Below are 18310 nucleotides of genomic sequence, written 5' to 3' on the forward strand. Positions count from 1 at the left end.
CTTTTGCTCCCGCCAGCTTGTATCCCAACCCAAAACGGCTCCACGTCCTCACCTCTCACTTCTCACTACCGCTGCCAGCCTTGCTCAATCTGTTCCAGCGTGCGGCCCTTGGTCTCCGGCACTGCCCGCCACACAAATACGGCCGTCAGCAACGACAGCGCGGCGTAAATGCCAAAGGCACCAGCCACGCCCAAGGCATTCACCAGGGATAAAAACGTAAAGGTGATGAGCGTGCACGCCGCCCAGAGTGCCACCGTGGCCAACGACACCGCCCGGCCCCGCACGCCGTTGGGGAAAATCTCCGAAATCACGACCCACACGCCCGGCCCGAGGCCCACCGCAAAGCAGGCCACGTAGCCCAGAATGAGGCCCAGGATCAAGGGACCAGTGGCGTGCTGGTGCAGCGCTACGCTCAGCAGACTCAAGGTCAGAAACATGCCGCTCGAGGCTAGCAGCAAGAGCGGCTTGCGGCCTACTTTGTCGATGATGAACAGCGCCACCACCGTGCCCAGCAAGTTGATAAGCCCGATAATAGCATTGGCCCCGATGGCGGAAGCGGCCGTTTGGTTGCTGTATTCGGTGAAGATGATGGAGCCGTAGTAGAGAATGGTGTTGATGCCCGTAATCTGCTGGAGTACCGCCAGGACCACCGCAATAGCCAAAGGCCGGCGCAGCCGGGGCTGGCTCAAGCTGGCCTCGGCCCCGCGCTCCGCCGCCAGCCCTTGCTCGATGTCGGCGGCTTCGAGGGCGGCAGCTTGCGGGCCAGAAAGCTTAGTGAGCGTGGCCAAGGCCGTAGCGTGCTGCCCGCGCCCCATCAGCCAGCGGGGGCTTTCCGGCACCAGCAGCAAGGCCAGCAGAAACAGCAAGGAAGGCACCGCCGCCGACGCGAACATCCAGCGCCACGCCACCAGGCCCAGATCGGCCAGCCCGTAGCTCACGAGGTAAGCCAGCAAAATACCCGACACGATGGCCAGCTGATTGAGCGTGACGAGCCGGCCCCGAATGCGCGCCGGCGCTACTTCCGCAATGTAGAGCGGCGAGAGCATGGACGCCACCCCAATAGCCAAGCCCCCTATCACGCGCGCCACCACAAACTGCCCCAGCGAGACCGGCAGGGCGGCCCCCACGGCCGAAACCATAAACAGCGCCGCCGCCCAGAACAGCACTTTCTTGCGCCCGTATCGGTCGGTGAGGGCACCGGCTACGGCGGCTCCGGCCACGGCCCCAAACAAAATGCTGCTGGCCGCCCATTCCGTTTGTCCATCGCTCAGCCCGAAGTCCTTTTTCAAAAAAACCAGCGCCCCGTTGATGATGGCCGTATCGAAGCCGAACAGCAACCCGCCCAGCGCCGCCACCGCCGAAATAAGGTAGACGTAGCCGGGTTGGCCGGCGGCCGGCAAAGTGGCGGCCGCGCCGCCTACGTCGCGGGTCATGCCGCCCAGGGCGTAGTAGGGTTTCATATCGGTGGGATTGGGTTTGAGGTGCGAGTCAGCTTCCTGAAAAAGCAGGAAACTTGGGTGAGGCCGTTTTGGCGGAGTTTACACGCGCTGTACTTTGATGCCGAGCGCCAGAAAAGGCGCAATCTGCTCGTCGGTGGCGCCGGTGTCGGTGAGCAGCAGGTCCACGTCGGTGGTAGGGCAGATGAGAGAGGTGACTACTTGGCCTAGCTTGCTGTGGTCGGCTACCACTATTTTCTGTTTGGCTTGCTGAATCATGAGCCGGTTCACGGCGGCTTCTTCCGGGTGAAAAGCAGTGAGGCCCTTCTGGGCATCAATACCATTGACGCCGATGAAGACCTTGTCCACGAACAGCTGGCTGAGCGTGTGCCCGGCCACCGGCCCAACCAGCGAAAACCAGCCGCCCCGCAGAAAACCACCCGTTACCACCACTTGCACGTCGTCGCGCTGGCTTAGCTCCATGGCCACGTTCACGGTGTTCGTAACCACGGTCACGTTGCTGCGGGGCCGCAAACTGCGCGTTACTTGGGTGGTGGTAGTGCCGGCCGTGAGCGAAACCGTTTCGCCGTCGCGGATGAGGGCCGCCGCTGCTAGGCCAATGCGGCGCTTCTCGGCCGTAAACCGGTCAATCTGCTCCTGAAACGAGGAATCGTGCCGGAAGGGCTCGTAGAGCAGTGGTTCCACCGATTTGGCCCCGCCGTGCGTGCGGCGCAGACGGCCGCGCTGCTCCAGCTCAATAAGGTCGCGGCGCACAGTGGCCGGCGACACTTGGAAGCGTGCTACTAAGTCCTCAACCGACACGGAGCCAGCGTGCAGCAGGGTTTCGAGGATAAGCTGAGCCCGTTGCTCAGCAGAGTTTTCGGAGGCAATAAGGGGGGAGTCGCTCATAAGAAGGAGGGAAGGTGAAGCCAGTTGCGCTGTGGGCCGAATGGGAATCGGGTAGCCGTTAGCTCAACATGGCGGGTTGCTAGGGTCCCACAATCTACGGCTCAAAATCAACCCATAACTCCTCCACTAAGGCCGGATTGGAAACCCATTGCACCACCGCCGGATCACGCTCAAACAGGGTATAAATGGGCGCATCGCCGGTCAAGCCGAATTCGGCATAAGCGCGGGGCCGCTTTTCCACTAGCTCACTGGATTGATAGTGCGGGTTGGCGTGCCATTGTAGCTGCCCATCTTCCGTGAGCAGCGGGTACCAAGCCAAGCCCCGGCGGGCGCGCACCGCATCGTACTCAAAGCCGTATTCCCGGTCGCACCAGGCGCCGAAGGTGAGAGGCTGGTTGGGGTCGGCGGAGATAGTGGCGTGGGCCCAGGTAGGAGGCACCACCACCACGTCGCCGGGGCCCGCCGCAACGGCAAAACAGCGGCCAGGCTGGTCGGCGGCGTACTCCTGCATATACACCACGGCCCGCCCCGCCCAGATTTCATACACCTCTGGCGGCGACCAGCCACTATGTTGCGAGACGCGGTGCACGTGGCCCTGGCTGCGTACCGGCTCCTGTCCTAACTGGCCCGCGGCGTACGTCACGGCCCCGTAGAGCAGCATCCGATGCTCCAGTTCCGGCCGGTGCTGCTGCTTGCCCACATCCATCGCAATGCCGTACACGCGCTCCGGCCCGGAGGCCAGCGGGTCCCGCAGACTCGGCCGAATAGCATCCAAGGTGCGGTATTCCGGCGCGGGCCCAAACACACCCGGTCCATAGTGAAAGCCTAGGTCAGGAGTGGACTGAATATCGAATCCAGGATCAAACATGGGTTGGGTTTTGGTTGGTGGTTTTTTGTTTTTGGTTGGGAGTGATGGTTATTGACTTTCAAGTATTTACCCTGCTGAAGCCGCATTGCAGCCGATGACGAATGTGGGGCTGCACTAGTAGCCAAAAACCACCAACCAAAAACCAAACACTAAAACCCGGTGCGGACAAAGGCCTGCATGGTGGCGCATTCGGTGCCGTCGGCGGGGCCGTGGGGACGGATGGTATAGGCACCCACTGCCGCCGGAACGATGAAGGTTTCGGCGTAGTGGACCACGAAGGGCGCGAAGGCGTTGGTGGGGCTCTCGACCAGGGCTTCCGCACCTTCTACCAGGTTGAGCACGTGCACGCCGCCTCGGGTGTGGTGCGGCACGGCATCCGTAAACCAGTGGCGGCGCGTTTCAATGAACTCCCGCTCGTGCAGGCCCGTGCGTTCCTCGCGCCAGCCTTCGCTCTGCGTCACCGGCTCGAAACGGTTTACCAGGTGCTGCTCCACCCAGGCCGTCCGGCGGTCGGGCTGAATGTTGGCCGCGCCGTGCTGAAGATGAATGGGGCGGGGTCGGCCATCGAGCCCGAGCCGCTGCCAGTCCCAGAGCTTGAAGGTGAAAATGTAGGGCGTAGCGGAAATTTCCAGCACCATGCCGCCCGCTCCCGAGCAATGAATGGTACCCGCCGGAATTAGGAAATGGTCGTGCTTGCGGGCCGGAAACTGGTTGATGTACTGCGCATCGGGAAACGGTGCGGCCGGGTCGTCTTGGGCGCGCTGCAAGTCCTGGAGCAGGGCCGGAAAATCGGCATCCTCTTTCAGCCCTAGGTAGACCACCGCGCCGGGCTCCGCGTCGAGCATGTAGTAGCTCTCGTCCTGGGTGTAGGGCATTCCGAACTTATCCTGGATGTACTCCGTGAGCGGGTGCACCTGCAAGGAAAGGTTGCCGCCGCCCATCGTATCTAAGAAATCGAACCGGATGGGAAACTCGGTGCCGAAGCGACCATGCACGGCCTCGCCGAGCAGTTCCCGCGGGTGCTGAAACACCAGGTTGAGGCTAGGAATTTCCACCCGTTCCTCCCCAAAACCGAGCAGCAGGCTGTTTTCCTCGGGCACGCAGTCGAAACACCAGGCGTAGTTCGGCGGCCCGTCGGGCAGGTCGCATACCTCGCGCATCCACTGGCCGCCCCAGGGGCCCGGGTCGAAGAACGGCACCACCCGAAACGGCTGCCGCGCGGCTTGGGCAAGCCCCTGGCGTAGGTCGGTGCCGCTGATGAGCTTAGGCGTGGCGGGCTGGTTGGTATCGAGCAGAAAATCGAGGCGCGCCAGCAACTGCTTCTTGAGCCGGTCGGCGGCGCGCCAGTCCACGAAATAGGCCCGCTTGTACTTCAGGCTGGCTTTTTCGGTGAAGTTGTCGGCCCCTAGGTTGGCTACTTCGTTGCGCCGCTGCCGCATCTGGATTTCCCAGCGGGCCATATCGGCGTACACCAGTACCGCCGGTTCGGAAACCACCAGCGCCGCTCCCGTTCCTATCACCAGTACTAGCCGGCCGGCCGCTAATGCTATGGTTTCCTGCGCGGCCCGCACTTTGGTTGGGTCCAGAAAATCAGCCAGGGTGAGACCATTGAGCCGCCCAAATACCGGGTCGTCGGTGAGGTGGGGCTGCACGAACTCCTCGACTTTGGTGGGACTCAGCAGCAAATCCTGCGTGTCGATGAGCCGGGCCGGAGCCAATGCCCGCAGCAGCTCCTGTTTGAGTTGCGCCACGTCGGTGCCGGGGTAGCATTCCACCACCAGTACCTGGGCCGCGCCTGCTGCCGCGGGCGGCAGAGCTGCTTTCAGCGTGGCTCCAATGTCTGACCAACCGACGTGGCAGGCTTCCGCAGCGGGAGAAACCGGCACGAAAGGGAATTTATCGTAGGTGGAATGCCGCATTAGTGGGAGGGCGTGGAAGATTCGGGTACGAGTTGCGGCTGGCCGTTCACGTTGCGCAGGCGCGCCCCAAAGCCTTGCTCGGCAATCGTTTCGTAGTCGTGGCCGGCATCGGAAGGCCAGCAGGCCAAAAACGAGAGGGTAGAAGAACCCGTGTTGGCTACGCGGTGGGCCGTATTGCCGGGAATGTAGTGCACGGAGCCGGGCCGCATTTCCTCTACCCACGTGCGCCGGTCCTCACTCATCAGGATGAGTGCGCCCTCACCAACCACGCCAACATAATACTCGGCCCGGTTGCGCTGCGCGTGAAAATGCCCCTTGGTCATGAAGTATTCGTCGCCAACCAAGCCGGGCTCAATGAACGTATTGCCCCAGAACAGACCTCCCTCTGTGCCTTCCGCTACGGGCAGGTACAGCTGCACCCGATACGCTACTTGGTCTTGGGGCAAAGCCTGCCGGGCAGCCTCATCGGCAAACACGCCCCGCAGGTCGCCTAGAGTGCGTTGACTCGTTGAAATGGCATTGCCAGCTAGCTCGCCGGTTTGAAGGCTGACAAAAGGAACCAAAGACATTGAAGAGCAAAAGTTAGAATTGAAGAATCCCGTACTACTCCTTACAGCATGCAGCTGATTTAACAAAGAAACAATGGGAAGCGAGTGAAGATTTTAACGGATTATGATGCAATATTATGATTGATTTAATCAAATACAAACATATAATTGGTTGAAATAGGTGTATTACATCGGATAGTAATTGACCTATATAATGAGGGGCAAGACCACAAAAGCGTAAATTCATCATCTTTAGCGCGTATCATGGTTTTTATAACGCATTGCTAGGAACGTTTACTAAAATTAATGTCATGTCTTTGTTAAGCCTTCAAATATTTCCTATAGCTTTAGGCACAATCCAATAGTCCCCACCCATTGGAACAGTACTACAATTCCTTGGAACTTACCTGGCTTCGACAGCTAAAGCTGGACGATACCCAGGCATTTGATGCCTTATTTCGGCAGTATGGTCCTCGGGTCTACCGCTTCGCTTACGGGTATCTTAAGTCACGAGCGGAAGCAGAGGAAATAGTGCAGGACTGCTTCCTCAAAATATGGGAGAGGCGCTACGACTTGCGCGATGATGTGCCTTTAAAAGGCTACTTATTTACCACCGCGCATCACGCTATTCTCAACCAGTTACGTAGTCAGCAGCGGAGTGGCGCTTACCAGAAGTTTGTGCAGTTGCTGCCCGCGGCCGAATCGGCTTCGGTGAGTGAGGAAGTGGAATACACGGAACTGGAGCAGCTCTATCTCACAGCGCTGGACAAGCTGCCGCCCAAACGCCGCCATATTTTCACTCTCAGCCGCCAGCAGGGCCTGTCTTATGCTGAAATAGCCACTGAGCTCAACTTGTCGGTCAAGACCGTGGAAACGCAAATTGCGCAGGCCCTGAAGTTCCTGCGCACCTACTTCCGGCTGCACGGTGATATGCTGGTTTGGCTGCCGTTGTTGCTGGCACTAGGGACTTGATGAAACCCAGAGGCAAATAGTGAGTACTCGCTTACCGAAAAAGAAAAGCCGCCTAATTGCCCCCGCGATAGGCGGTTTTTTTATGCCCAAACGACGCTGAAAACAGGGTTTATGAAAAAACTTTAAAAAAGTCAGCTCAACGAGTCAGGGTAGCAGCAGACTTCGGTGTATTACCACTCAGAAGCCTTTCTAGCGTCCTGATGCCCATGCTACCAATAGTTACGCAAAACTTATTCAACCGCTTTGTGCGGGGCACTACCACGCCCGTGGAAACGGCTGCCGTGCGCGAGTGGCTAACGCAGCCCGCCAACCAACTGATAGCGCAGCATTGGATGCACACGCACTGGGAAAGCCTCGAAGCTCAACCAAGTGCGTCCACCACCGAAGAACCCGATTACGACCAGTTGTTGGTGTCTTTGCACCAGCGCCTGGGGTTGGATGCTTATGAAGATGATGCCCCTCTCGTAAGGCCCGCAGTGGTGGCAGGGTGGCGTCGCTGGGCCGTAGCGGCGGCCGCTGCGGGCGTTTTGGTAGCAGGGGGCTGGCTGGTGGCGCAGGCGCCTCGCCCGGCCGCCGTGGCCATCAACCAGTCTGCCGTTTCGCCCTACGGCCAAACCCGCACAGTGCGCCTGCCCGATGGTTCGGAGGTGACCCTCAATGGTAATTCCCGCCTGCGTTACGCCGGCAACTGGAACACCGACGACGCCAGCCAGCCGCGCGAAGTGTGGCTCGACGGCGAAGCTTACTTCTCGGTGCAGCACACGCCCAATCACCGGCGTTTCGTGGTGCACACCACGGCTGGTTTCAACGTGGAAGTACTCGGTACCAAATTCACGGTCCTGCGGCGGCGCGAAGAAGCCCGCGTAGTGCTGCTCTCCGGCAAAGTCCGCATCGACTTCGCCGATAAAACCCAGCCCGACGTGGTGATGAAGCCCGGCGAGCTAGTGGAAACCCACGATGCCCGGCCCCAGGCGCTGGTGCACAAAACCGTTCGGGCCGCCCCCTCTTACGCGGCCTGGAAGGACGACAAGCTGGTGCTGGACGAAACCAGCATTGCTGAACTGGCGACTCGCCTGCGCGACACCTACGGGTTGGATGTGGTGGTGGCAACGTCGGAATTGAATGAACGCAAAATCACGGGTACCGTGCCCATTCGGGACTTGGACGTGCTGCTTCAAGCCCTGGAAGAATCCTTCCAGCTGAAGGTGACACGCCAGAACAACCAGCTGATTCTTTCTGAATAACAATTCCCACACCCCCACTTTATGAACCGAAACCATACCCGACTTGGCGGGCGCCTGGCTGCTACAGCCTCGGCCACGGTGGGCGTACTGCTGTTGCAGGCCGCCGAATCACCCGCTACCGCGCAGCTGCTGGCTGCCAACCGCACCGTAACCCAAACGACCGCCGAGGCTAGTGCGCCGGCGGCAACGGTGTCGCTCAAGGAGTTTTTGGGTCAGCTGGAAGCTAATTTCGGCGTGACTATCTTCTACGAAAGCAGCCTCGTGAGCGGCAAGCAAGTGGCTGCTCCGGCCAGCGGCTCGTTGGAAGAACAATTGGCGGCCGCCCTGCCGCAGGCTGAGCTGAAGTACAAAAAGCTGCGCGACAACTACTACGTGGTGAAATCGGCCAACGGCCGCAACACCAGCCGCCCGGCAACTACGCAAGCCGTAGCCGACATTACGGTGTCGGGCCGGGTGACGGGCCGGGACAACGGCGAGGGGTTGCCGGGGGTGACGGTGCTGCAAAAGGGCTCCAGCAACGGCGTGTCCACCAATGCCGACGGCTCGTTCTCGCTCACGGTGCCGGAAGGCAGCACGCTCGTATTCAGTGCCATTGGCTTCGTGACGCAGGAAGTCCCCGTCACTAATGCCTCAGTTCCATTGAGCGTAGGGCTGGCCACCGACACCAAAGCGTTGAGCGAGGTGGTGGTAGTGGGCTACGGCACGCAGAGCCGGCAGGAGCTAACCACGGCCGTGTCGTCGGTGGGTGCCAAAGCAATTGAGCGGCAGACGGTGGCCGGTTTCGACCAGGCCCTGCAAGGCCAGACGCCCGGCGTGCAGGTAACAGCGCCGAGCGGCGCGCCTGGTGCAGGCATCAACGTGCGCATCCGAGGTAATTCGTCGGTAAACCTCAACAATAGCCCGCTTTACGTGATTGACGGAGTGCCCGTGCTGCCGACCTACGACCGTGAGTTGCGTATTGGCAACCAGGCGCCCAATCCGCTTAATACGCTCAACCCTAACGATATTGAGAGTATTGACGTGCTGAAGGACGGGGCCGCTGCCGCCATCTACGGCGTGCGGGCTTCCAACGGGGTGGTAGTAATTACGACCAAGCGAGGTAAAGCTGGCAAGGCGCAGGTAGGAATAAATGTGTACTACGGCCGCCAGGAACTGCGTAATAAGATTGACGTACTTAATGCCCGGCAGTTCGCTGAGTATTTCAACGAGGCTACGGCTAATTTCAATCTTACCGCTTCGCCAGGCGATGTTCGGCCCATTCCTTACCCCAACCTCGATAACCTGCCCGCCAACACCGACTGGCAGGACGAGGTGTACCGCACGGCGGCCATTCAGAGCTATCAAATCAACGCTAGTGGGGGCACCGAGAAGACCCGCTACTACCTGAGCGGCGGCTATTTCAAGCAGGACGGCATCTTCCGCAATTCCGGTTTCGACCGGTATAACGTCAAGCTGAATCTTGACCAGGAAGTGGGCACCCGCTTCCGGGTGGGCACCGCCCTGAACTTAAGCCGCACCAACAACAACGGCGCGGTGCGTTCGGAGACCGGCTCCAACAGTGGGGGCACTGTATTGGGCACCATCACCCAGATTCCGACCCTGCCCGTGCGCAATGCCGACGGCACGTACGGCCAAAACCCGTTCAACAGCAGCTTTGATAACCCAGTAGGCAACCTGCTTGAAACCCGCAACGATGCAATTATCTATCAGGTGATTGGGAACGTGTTCGGGGAAGTGGACATCCTGAAAAACCTGCAATTCCGCTCGTCGGTGGGTATCGACTTCCGGGCCCAGCTTGAAAACGAGTTTATCACCCGCGAGTATCCTGGGAACCGGCAATCCGCCACCCCTGACCCGGCTACGCTGGGCGCGGCCCGCACCGGCACGGTGCAGCAAACCATCTGGCTCAACGAAAACACGCTGACCTTTAACCCCTCGCTGGGCGAGAACCACACCCTGACGCTGCTGGCTGGCCAGTCGGTGCAGGCGTCTAACCGGTTTGCGTCCAACGCCCGCGTCACGGGCTTTCCGTCCAATACGCCCCCGTACTTGTCGGCGGGCACGGCCAACCGAAGCCTAAGCAGCTTCGAGGAAGAATGGGGCTTGTTCAGCGTGTTCGGGCGCGCTATTTACGATTACGGGGGGCGCTACTTGGCTACGGTGAGCTTGCGCGCTGACGGGTCGAGCCGGTTCGCTAAAGACAACCGGTTCGGTTACTTCCCGGCCGTGAGCGTGGGCTGGCGCTTGTCGAAGGAAAGCTTCTTCCCGCAGCTGCCGGCCGTATCAGACGTGAAGCTGCGCGCCTCCTACGGCGAAAACGGCAACCAGGAAATCGGCAACTACGCCCGCTTCACCACGTATGCGTCGGGCTTCGGTTACCAAAGCACGGGTAGCATCGCGGGCGGTATTGCCCCGGAGCGTATCGGCAACGAAGACGTGAGCTGGGAAACTACCAAGCAAGTGAATCTGGGCCTGGATCTGGGTCTGCTAGAAAACCGCCTGACCTTTACCGCTGACGTGTACCGCAAGCGCAGCACCGAGTTGTTGTTTGACGTGCCATTGCCCTTGAGCACCGGTTCGCAGCCGCAGAATGGTGCCCAAACTGGGACTATTATTCAGAACCTGGGTGAGGTGGAAAATAAAGGGTTTGAGTTAGGCCTGAACACCACCAACTTCCAGGGGGCCGACAACGGCTTCAACTGGACCACCAACCTCAACTTCACCATCAACCGCAGTGAGGTGATTGACATTGGCACCTTCCGCAATGAGCAAGGGGCGGAAGCGAACCTGGCCATCATCAGCGACTACAGCATCGTGCGGGCCGGCCTGCCGCTAGGCACGTTCTACGGCTTTCAGGTGGATGGCCTCTTCCAGACGGATGCCGAAGCCCAGGCCCAGAACAGCAACGCTCGCGCCGGCGACATTCGCTTCCGCGATTTGAACGGCGACGGCCGGATTAGCGACGCTGACCGGACCACCATCGGTAATCCCAATCCCAAAGCTTTCGCGGGGGTTACCAACACCTTCTCCTTCAAAGGCTTGGAGCTGAGCGTGTTCTTTCAAGGCTCGTTTGGCAACGACATCTACAACGAAAACCGCCGCAGCACCGAAGGCCTGAATCAGGCCCTCAACCAAACCACCCGGGTGCTGAACCGCTGGACGCCTACGAATACCAACACCGACGTGCCCCGCGCAGTGTTCGGCGACCCCGCCGGCAACACCCAGGTCTCAGACCGTTTCATTGAAGATGGCTCCTACGTGCGCCTCAAAAACCTGACGCTGGGCTACACCCTACCGGTGGCATTCACCCAGAAAGCGTCGCTGAGCAACGTGCGCATCTACGTGACGGGGCAGAACTTGGTAACCTGGACCGATTATTCGGGCTACGACCCGGAAGTGAGCGCCGACCCTTTCTCCAGCACCGGCTTCGGCCGCGACCTGGGCGTGTACCCGCAGGCACGCACGTACTCGATAGGCCTCAACGCCAATTTCTAACCGATTCCCACCCATGAAAAGAATACTTTACCCCGCGCTGGCAGCCATGTTGCTGCTGGCGAGCTGCGACAGCATACTGGAGAAAGAACCGCTGGCGAGCGTTACGCCCACCAATTTCTTTAAGACCGACGCCGACGCCGAAGCCGGCATCGCCGCCGCCTACGACGCCCTGCAAGTGGAGGGTACCTACGGCCTTGACCTACTTGTGGTCGGGGAGATGCCATCCGACAACTGCACCAGCGTTAACGGCGACATCATCGATATGGAACGGCTGACCTGGCGGCCTACCACGGGCCAGGTGTTACGCGTGTACCGGGCGGCTTACATTGGTATAAACCGTGCTAATGCCGTGCTCAAGTACGTACCCAGCATTGCCATGCCTGAGGCCCGCCGCAACGAGATTCTGGGCGAAGCCCGCTTTCTGCGGGCGCTGCATTACTTTAATTTGGTGCGCCTGTACGGGAGGGTGCCTCTGCGGCTGGAGCCCACCGAGTCGAGCGACGCCGCCGTGCTGAACCTGAGTCAGGCCACCACTGAGCAAGTGTACCAACAGATAGTGGACGACCTGACCCAGGCTGCGACCCTGGCACCGACCGGCACTGCTACTGACCGCAACCGAGCTACTAAAGGGTCAGCAAATGGACTGCTGGCACGTGTGCAACTAACCCAACGCAACTGGGCAGCGGCCGCCACGGCCGCCGCCGCCGTGGTGAACAGTAACCTGTACACACTGGCGGCCCGACCCAAGCTGCTGTATCCGGCCGAAAGCAAGAGCGAGTCGGTGTTTGAGATTCAGTTTGCAGGGGCCGATGACGGCGGCAACATTTTTCCTGATGTGGCGCTGCCCACGCCGCCGGCGACGTTCTCATTTTCAAAATTCAACCTGCCAACGGCCGAACTGCTGGGCGGCGGGCCTAACGCGGCGGATACCGTCACTTACCCGGCCAACGACCCACAAGGTCGCCGCACCGATCTTCGCTGGGCATTTGCGGGCATTACACCGGCCGGCCGCGACCACGTGAGCTACGTGGCCCGGAAAGCCGGCACCGGCAACGACGACGGCCCGTTCACTTACAAATGGCCGGGCAACCCCAACGGCTTCAACTCGCCCGACAACACCTACGTGCTCCGGCTGGCCGACGTGTATCTGATGCAGGCCGAAGCGGCCAACGAGCAAAGTGGTCCGGCTGGAGCATTGGCTCCCCTCAACCGCGTACGAGTGCGGGCTGGGCTAGCGGAGCTTACTGCCGCCTCCCCACAAGCGGCCAGCGCGGCCACCATGCGCAACGAGATAGACCGGCAGCGGCGGCTGGAACTGGCCCTGGAAGGGGAGCGGTGGTTTGATCTGTTGCGCTACACCCGCCATGAAGCGGCGGTGCCCGGCGTGAACCATCCAAAAGACGCCCTGGATATAATCCAGGAGAAACTCAATCGGCGGGATGTGAATTATCTGCTCTTCCCAATTCCGCAGCAGGAAATCAACAACAACCCAAACGTAGAGCAGAATCCCGGTTTCTAAGATGGCTTAGTGAGGGAGTTAGCAGGAGCGGCGGCGCTGCAACGCCGCCGCTCCTATTCTTGCTTCTTACGGCTGTGGCTTTGCAGCAGGCGCGTGAGTAGCAGCGTCCGTCGCGCTTGGCATTAGAACTAGTCCAGGATTCCTGTCCGGGACCTTATTCCTCCTCGTTTTTTCGGTTTTGACTATGGCTCTACCTGCTTCTTCCGTTACGACTCGTCCGGCCGCTGCTGCTGCTATGGGCGCCGCGCCGCGCTACACCTCGGCCTTGGCTTCGCTGACGGTACTCTTCTTTCTGTGGGGCTTCATCACTTGCCTCAACGACATCCTGATTCCGTTTCTGAAGGCCATCTTCAGTCTGAGCTACACGCAGGCCAACCTGATCAACTTCTGCTTCTTCGGGGCCTACTTTCTCGTCAGCATTCCCGCTGGCAAGCTCGTGGAGCGTATCGGTTACAAGGGCGGCATGCTGCTCGGCTTTGCCGTGGCGGCGCTGGGCTGCTTTCTGTTCTACCCCGCCGCCGCCAGCCGCTCCTACGCGTTGTTCCTGGGCGCCTTGTTCGTGCTGGCCTCCGGCATTACCATGCTGCAAGTAGCGGCCAACCCCTACGTAGCCATTTTGGGCAAGCCCGAGCTGGCCCCGGCCCGGCTCACGCTTACGCAGGCTTTCAACTCGCTGGGCACCTTCCTGGCTCCGCTGCTGGGTGCCTCGCTCATTCTCGCGCGCCTGCCCGACTTGGACGCGGCCTCCGCGGACGCCATCGACGTGGCGGCGCTGCAACTGCCGTACCTGGGCATTGGCGGGGCGCTGCTGCTGGTGAGTTTGCTGCTGAGCCGCCTGAAGCTGCCGCTCATCGAGCACGGCTCACCCGATGGCTACACGGCTACGGACCTGGGCCGGGCCTGGCAGCACCGCCACCTCGTGCTCGGGGTGGTGGGCATCTTCGCCTACGTGGGGGCGGAAGTGGCCATTGGCTCGCACCTGGTCAGCTACCTCAACCTGCCCGACGTGCTGAACATGCCCCCGAAGGAAGCCGGCTTCCAGGTCTCCTACTACTGGGGCGCGGCCATGGTGGGGCGCTTTCTCGGGGCCTACCTGCTCGGGCGTATCAATCCGGGGCGGCTGCTGGCAGCCAACGCGCTCGGGGCGGTGCTGCTGGTGCTCGTGTCGGTGAACACGACGGGCGAGCTGGCTATGTACAGTCTGCTGGCAGTGGGACTGATGAACTCACTCATGTTCTCGACCATCTTCACGCTGGCCGTGGCGGGCCTGGGGCGGCTGACGGAAGAGGCCTCGGGGCTGCTGTGCACGGCCATTGTGGGCGGGGCGGTGGTGCCGCTGCTCTTCGGGTTGGTGGCCGATGCCACGAGCCTGCGCCTGGCCTTCGCGCTGCCCGTGCTCTGCTACCTCTACATCGGCTGGTATGGGCTGCGCGGCACCCGTCGGGCTACCCCGGCTGCATGATTATGGCTTATCACGCATACCGGAATGGGATTCGAATTCTGGTCGGTTATGGCACGACGCCATGGCGGGCCAACGCTCGTGGGAAGGCGTTGCTAGGGGGCGGGATTCGGCCCATTCCATTTGTGTGGCTTTGAGCCAGACTACTTTAGGTGAGTGCAGACTCATCTCTCCTTTTTGACCATTATGCGCCTTATTTTCAAACATGTTGAAGTTCGTGCGCGGCTGTGGATGCTAGCGGCTCTGCTCGGTACAGCTTGCCAGACGGCATCCACGAAGCCAAGCGTAGGCCCCACCGGGCCGGTTTCGGCGGGCGGAGCGGTGCAGGTGTGGCTCACCACGCCCAACAAAACAACGCTGTTTCAGCAGCAGCCCGGCTTGCCAGCCGTGCAAGGCGCTGGCTCCGGCCCGGTCATTGAAATAAACGACCAAGAGCGGTTCCAGAGCATGGACGGCTTTGGCTACACGCTCACGGGCGGCAGCGCGCAGCTGCTGCACCGCATGGGCGCCGCCGAAAGAGCCGCGCTGCTCCAAGAGCTGTTCGGTACGGACGGCAACGCCATTGGCGTGAGCTACCTGCGGCTCAGCATTGGGGCTTCGGATCTGGATGAGCGCGTGTTCAGCTACGACGACCTGCCCGCCGGCCAAACCGACCCAACCCTGGCTAAATTCAGCCTGGCCCCGGACAAGGAGCATCTGATGCCGGTGCTCAAGGAAATTCTGGCCATCAACCCCAGTATCAAGCTGCTCGGCTCGCCCTGGTCGCCGCCGACGTGGATGAAAACCAACGGCAACTCCAAGGGTGGCTCGCTCAAGCCCGAGTTTTACGACGCCTACGCGCGCTACTTCGTGAAATACGTGCAGGGCTACGCCGCCGAGGGTATTCACATCGACGCTATTACGGTGCAGAACGAGCCCCTGCATCCCGGCAACAACCCCAGCCTGCTGATGCTGGCCCCGGACCAGGCCCTGTTCATCAGGCAGCACCTGGGGCCGGCCTTCAAAGCCGCGCCGCTCGACACCAAGATTATCATCTACGACCACAACGCCGACAAGCCCGAGTACCCGCTCACCGTGCTCAACGACCCAGCCGCCAAAGCCTACGTCGATGGGTCGGCCTTTCACTTGTACGGCGGGCCCATTGAGGCGCTGAGCCAGGTGCACGCGGCGCATCCCGACAAGCACGTGTACTTCACGGAGCAGTGGGTGGGGTCGAAAAGCAGGTTCGAGGACAACCTGGCCTGGCACACCAAAAATCTGGTGATTGGGGCGCCGCGCAACTGGGCCCGTACCGTGCTGGAGTGGAACCTGGCCGCCGACCCGCAGCAAAATCCGCACACGCCGGGCGGCTGCACCGAATGCCGCGGCGCCGTCACGCTCGACGGCAACACCGTGCGGCGCGAAGATGCCTACTACATCATCGCGCACGCCAGCAAATTCGTGCGGCCCGGCTCGGTGCGGGTGGCTTCGAGCGAAATAGCCGGCCTGCCCAACGTAGCCTTCCGCACCCCCGACAACAAAACGGTGCTCATCGTGCAGAACGAAGGAGCCCAGCCCAAATCATTCGGTATCCGGCACGGCCAGCAGCTGGTGCAACCCACGCTGCCGGGCGGCGGGGTGGCCACTTACGTCTGGTAACCTAACTACTTATCTGAGTACTTCTGCATGATGTCAATGCTACACAGTCGTCGCCGCTTTCTGCACCTCACCACGCTAACCGCCGCGGGCCTGGTCTACGGAGGCCCGTACCTGTCGGCTTTTGCCGACACGAACCTGAAAGGCAGCTTCGTGAGTCGGCGCCCGGCCCCGAAGGACCGAAAGTTTACGAGTGAGGCGGTAGAGGCCACCATCAAGAAAGTGCGGAAGGACATCCGGAACGAGGAGCTGGGCTGGCTGTTTGAGAACTGCTTCCCGAACACCCTGGACACCACCGTGACCGTAGGCACGCGCAACGGCAAGCCCGACACGTTCGTCATTACCGGCGACATCGACGCCATGTGGCTGCGCGACTCTTCGGCGCAGGTGTGGCCCTATCTGCCGTTGGCCAAGCAAGACCAGAAGCTGCAAACGTTGCTGCGCGGCGTCATTCACCGGCAAGCGGCCTGCATTCTGCTCGACCCCTACGCCAATGCCTTCTACGCCGACGCCACCAAGGTGAGCGAGTGGAAAGACGACGAGACGGACATGAAGCCCGGCGTGCACGAGCGGAAGTGGGAGGTGGATTCGCTCTGCTACCCCATCCGGCTGGCCCACGGCTACTGGCAGGCCACCGGCGACACCGCCCCCTTCGACGCGGAGTGGCAGCAGGCTATGCAGCTCGTGCTGCGCACCTTCCGGGAGCAGCAGCGCAAGGAGGGAAAAGGCCCCTACAAATTCGGGCGCAAAACCAGCTGGCAGCCCGATACGCTGGCCGGCGGCGGCTACGGCAACCCCGTGCGGCCGGTGGGCCTGATCTGCTCCATGTTCCGCCCCTCCGACGACGCCACGCAGTACGCCTTTCTAGTGCCGAGCAACCTGTTTGCCGTCGTGAGTCTACGGCAGGTGGCCGAGTTGTTTACGGCCCTGAAGCTGGACGCCGCTTTTGCCGCCGACTGCACCGCCCTGGCCCAGGAAGTGGAAACGGCCGCCCGCCAGTACGCCCAGGCCGAGCACCTGCGCCACGGCCGCGTGTACGCCTTCGAGGTCGATGGTTTCGGCAACCAGTTTTTCATGGACGATGCCAACGTGCCGAGCCTGCTGGCCCTGCCGTACCTGGGCGCCGTGCCGGTGCCGGACCCCGTGTACCAGGCCACCCGCCGCCTCATTCTCTCGCCCGATAACCCCTATTTCTACAAGGGCAAAGCCGCCGAAGGCATTGGCGGCCCGCACGTGGGAGCGGGCCAGATCTGGCCTCTGGGCATCATTATGCGCGCCCTCACCAGCCAGGATCCCGCCGAAATGCAGCAGTGCCTCACGTGGCTGCGCACCACCCACGCCGGTACGGGCTTCATGCACGAAAGCTTCGACCAGGACAACCCCGAGAAGTTCAGCCGCAAGTGGTTTGCCTGGGCTAATACCCTATTCGGAGAATTGATTTTGAAAATGCACACCACCCAACCCCAATTGCTGCGCGCCTAGCCAAACCAAGCTGCCCACAGGGGGCGGGAAGCGTTTTTCTGGGTGTCGGTTCCGCGACTTTTTCGCTCCTGCGGGAGCCTATTGTTCCTTTTTCCAACCCAACCCCACTGCTATGAAAAACTATTCCCGTCCGCTGCTTGCCTTGCTGGCTGGCAGCCTCACCGTGTGTGGGCTCAGTGCCTTCCACCCCGCGCCCAGGCCGCTCGGGGCGCAGTCCTACGAAACGGTAAGCGTGTGGCTCACCTATGGCGACCAAAGCAAGCTGCTTGAGCAACAGTACGATTTCAATTTCGAACCCGATGGGGGGTACAATCCCACGACCATCGCCGTAGATGAGTACACCACGTATCAAAGCATGGATGGCTTCGGGGCGGCCATGACGGGCTCGGCGGCCTACTTGATAAACCAAAGAATGAATGCCAGCCAGCGCGACGACCTGCTGAACGAGATGTTCGGCTCAGGCGGCTTGCGCTTCGACGTGGTACGGCATACCATTGGGGCTTCGGATTTTTCGCTCTACAGCTACACCTACAACGACATACCACAGGGCCAGACGGATTACAACCTGGACAATTTCTCGCTGGCCGGCGACTACGACGACGTGGTGCCCATGCTGCAAGCCGCCCGCAGTAAGAACAACGAGCTGCGCATTTTTGGCACGCCCTGGAGTGCGCCAGCCTGGATGAAGCACGACTACACGCTCAACGGCAGCTACCTGGAGCTGGATAAGTACGGCATCTACGCCGACTATTTCGTCAAGTACATCCAGGCCTACGGCAACGTGGGGCTGCCCATCTACGCCGTCACGCTGCAAAACGAGCCGG

General features: G+C 61.0%; 13 protein-coding genes. 8 read left to right on the plus strand and 5 right to left on the minus strand.

From position 1 onward, the window contains the following. Window positions 1–65 precede the first annotated feature (65 nt). From ACYSMN_RS24455 to ACYSMN_RS24475, 5 genes are all read right to left on the minus strand, one after another. Complete coding sequence (locus ACYSMN_RS24455) at window positions 66–1460, minus strand: sugar porter family MFS transporter (protein WP_488926557.1); 1395 nt, start codon at window positions 1458–1460, stop codon at window positions 66–68. 78 nt (window positions 1461–1538) lie between these two features. After that, window positions 1539–2345 carry a DeoR/GlpR family DNA-binding transcription regulator gene (locus tag ACYSMN_RS24460; RefSeq protein WP_488926558.1) on the minus strand — a complete coding sequence of 269 codons (807 nt, stop codon included), beginning with the start codon at window positions 2343–2345 and terminating at the stop codon, window positions 1539–1541. A 94-nt stretch (window positions 2346–2439) separates the two neighbouring features. After that, the gene (locus tag ACYSMN_RS24465; protein WP_488926559.1) at window positions 2440–3213 is read right to left on the minus strand and encodes a glucose-6-phosphate isomerase family protein; all 774 of its coding nucleotides are present in this window, start codon (window positions 3211–3213) and stop codon (window positions 2440–2442) included. Window positions 3214–3362: 149 nt separating this feature from the next. Further along, a complete protein-coding gene (locus tag ACYSMN_RS24470; RefSeq protein ID WP_488926560.1) occupies window positions 3363–5132 on the minus strand; it encodes a class I mannose-6-phosphate isomerase in 1770 nt (589 codons plus the stop codon). Further along, the gene (locus tag ACYSMN_RS24475) at window positions 5132–5701 is read right to left on the minus strand and encodes a glucose-6-phosphate isomerase family protein (RefSeq protein WP_488926561.1); all 570 of its coding nucleotides are present in this window, start codon (window positions 5699–5701) and stop codon (window positions 5132–5134) included. The genes ACYSMN_RS24470 and ACYSMN_RS24475 overlap by 1 nt, the downstream gene beginning before the upstream one ends. Window positions 5702–6055: 354 nt before the next feature. Here ACYSMN_RS24475 and ACYSMN_RS24480 point away from each other — a divergent pair, with 354 nt between their 5' ends. The 8 genes from ACYSMN_RS24480 to ACYSMN_RS24515 all read left to right on the plus strand — a co-directional run. After that, the gene (locus tag ACYSMN_RS24480; protein WP_488926562.1) at window positions 6056–6652 is read left to right on the plus strand and encodes an RNA polymerase sigma-70 factor; all 597 of its coding nucleotides are present in this window, start codon (window positions 6056–6058) and stop codon (window positions 6650–6652) included. Window positions 6653–6858: 206 nt separating this feature from the next. Continuing rightward, complete coding sequence (locus ACYSMN_RS24485; protein WP_488926563.1) at window positions 6859–7896, plus strand: FecR family protein; 1038 nt, start codon at window positions 6859–6861, stop codon at window positions 7894–7896. Between the two features lie 21 nt (window positions 7897–7917). Then, on the plus strand, window positions 7918–11391 hold the full coding sequence (locus ACYSMN_RS24490) for a SusC/RagA family TonB-linked outer membrane protein (RefSeq protein ID WP_488926564.1): 3474 nt from the start codon (window positions 7918–7920) through the stop codon (window positions 11389–11391). Between the two features lie 13 nt (window positions 11392–11404). Next, window positions 11405–12910 (plus strand): RagB/SusD family nutrient uptake outer membrane protein, encoded by a 1506-nt coding sequence (locus ACYSMN_RS24495; RefSeq protein WP_488926565.1) that lies wholly within the window; start codon window positions 11405–11407, stop codon window positions 12908–12910. Between the two features lie 184 nt (window positions 12911–13094). Beyond that, the gene (locus tag ACYSMN_RS24500) at window positions 13095–14372 is read left to right on the plus strand and encodes a sugar MFS transporter (protein ID WP_488926566.1); all 1278 of its coding nucleotides are present in this window, start codon (window positions 13095–13097) and stop codon (window positions 14370–14372) included. A 183-nt stretch (window positions 14373–14555) separates the two neighbouring features. Continuing rightward, window positions 14556–16007, plus strand: a complete 1452-nt coding sequence (locus tag ACYSMN_RS24505) for a glycoside hydrolase family 30 protein (protein WP_488926567.1) — start codon at window positions 14556–14558, stop codon at window positions 16005–16007. 36 nt (window positions 16008–16043) lie between these two features. Next, window positions 16044–17486, plus strand: a complete 1443-nt coding sequence (locus ACYSMN_RS24510) for a glycoside hydrolase family 125 protein (RefSeq protein WP_488926568.1) — start codon at window positions 16044–16046, stop codon at window positions 17484–17486. 112 nt (window positions 17487–17598) lie between these two features. After that, window positions 17599–18310, plus strand: a 712-nt coding sequence (locus tag ACYSMN_RS24515; RefSeq protein WP_488926569.1) for a glycoside hydrolase family 30 protein, incomplete at its 3' end; no start/stop codon positions are given.

Source organism: Hymenobacter sp. M1-2 (genome assembly GCF_057808495.1).

Bases quoted from the DNA above. Each gene is read 5' to 3' on its own strand.
- ACYSMN_RS24495 (WP_488926565.1), top strand. From the start codon at position 11,405: ATGAAAAGAATACTTTACCCCGCGCTGGCAGCCATGTTGCTGCTGGCG.
- ACYSMN_RS24510 (WP_488926568.1), top strand. From the start codon at position 16,044: ATGCTACACAGTCGTCGCCGCTTTCTGCACCTCACCACGCTAACCGCC.
- ACYSMN_RS24485 (WP_488926563.1), top strand. From the start codon at position 6,859: ATGCTACCAATAGTTACGCAAAACTTATTCAACCGCTTTGTGCGGGGC.
- ACYSMN_RS24500 (WP_488926566.1), top strand. From the start codon at position 13,095: ATGGCTCTACCTGCTTCTTCCGTTACGACTCGTCCGGCCGCTGCTGCT.
- ACYSMN_RS24475 (WP_488926561.1), bottom strand. From the start codon at position 5,701: ATGTCTTTGGTTCCTTTTGTCAGCCTTCAAACCGGCGAGCTAGCTGGC.
- ACYSMN_RS24465 (WP_488926559.1), bottom strand. From the start codon at position 3,213: ATGTTTGATCCTGGATTCGATATTCAGTCCACTCCTGACCTAGGCTTT.
- ACYSMN_RS24470 (WP_488926560.1), bottom strand. From the start codon at position 5,132: ATGCGGCATTCCACCTACGATAAATTCCCTTTCGTGCCGGTTTCTCCC.
- ACYSMN_RS24455 (WP_488926557.1), bottom strand. From the start codon at position 1,460: ATGAAACCCTACTACGCCCTGGGCGGCATGACCCGCGACGTAGGCGGC.
- ACYSMN_RS24490 (WP_488926564.1), top strand. From the start codon at position 7,918: ATGAACCGAAACCATACCCGACTTGGCGGGCGCCTGGCTGCTACAGCC.
- ACYSMN_RS24505 (WP_488926567.1), top strand. From the start codon at position 14,556: ATGCGCCTTATTTTCAAACATGTTGAAGTTCGTGCGCGGCTGTGGATG.
- ACYSMN_RS24460 (WP_488926558.1), bottom strand. From the start codon at position 2,345: ATGAGCGACTCCCCCCTTATTGCCTCCGAAAACTCTGCTGAGCAACGG.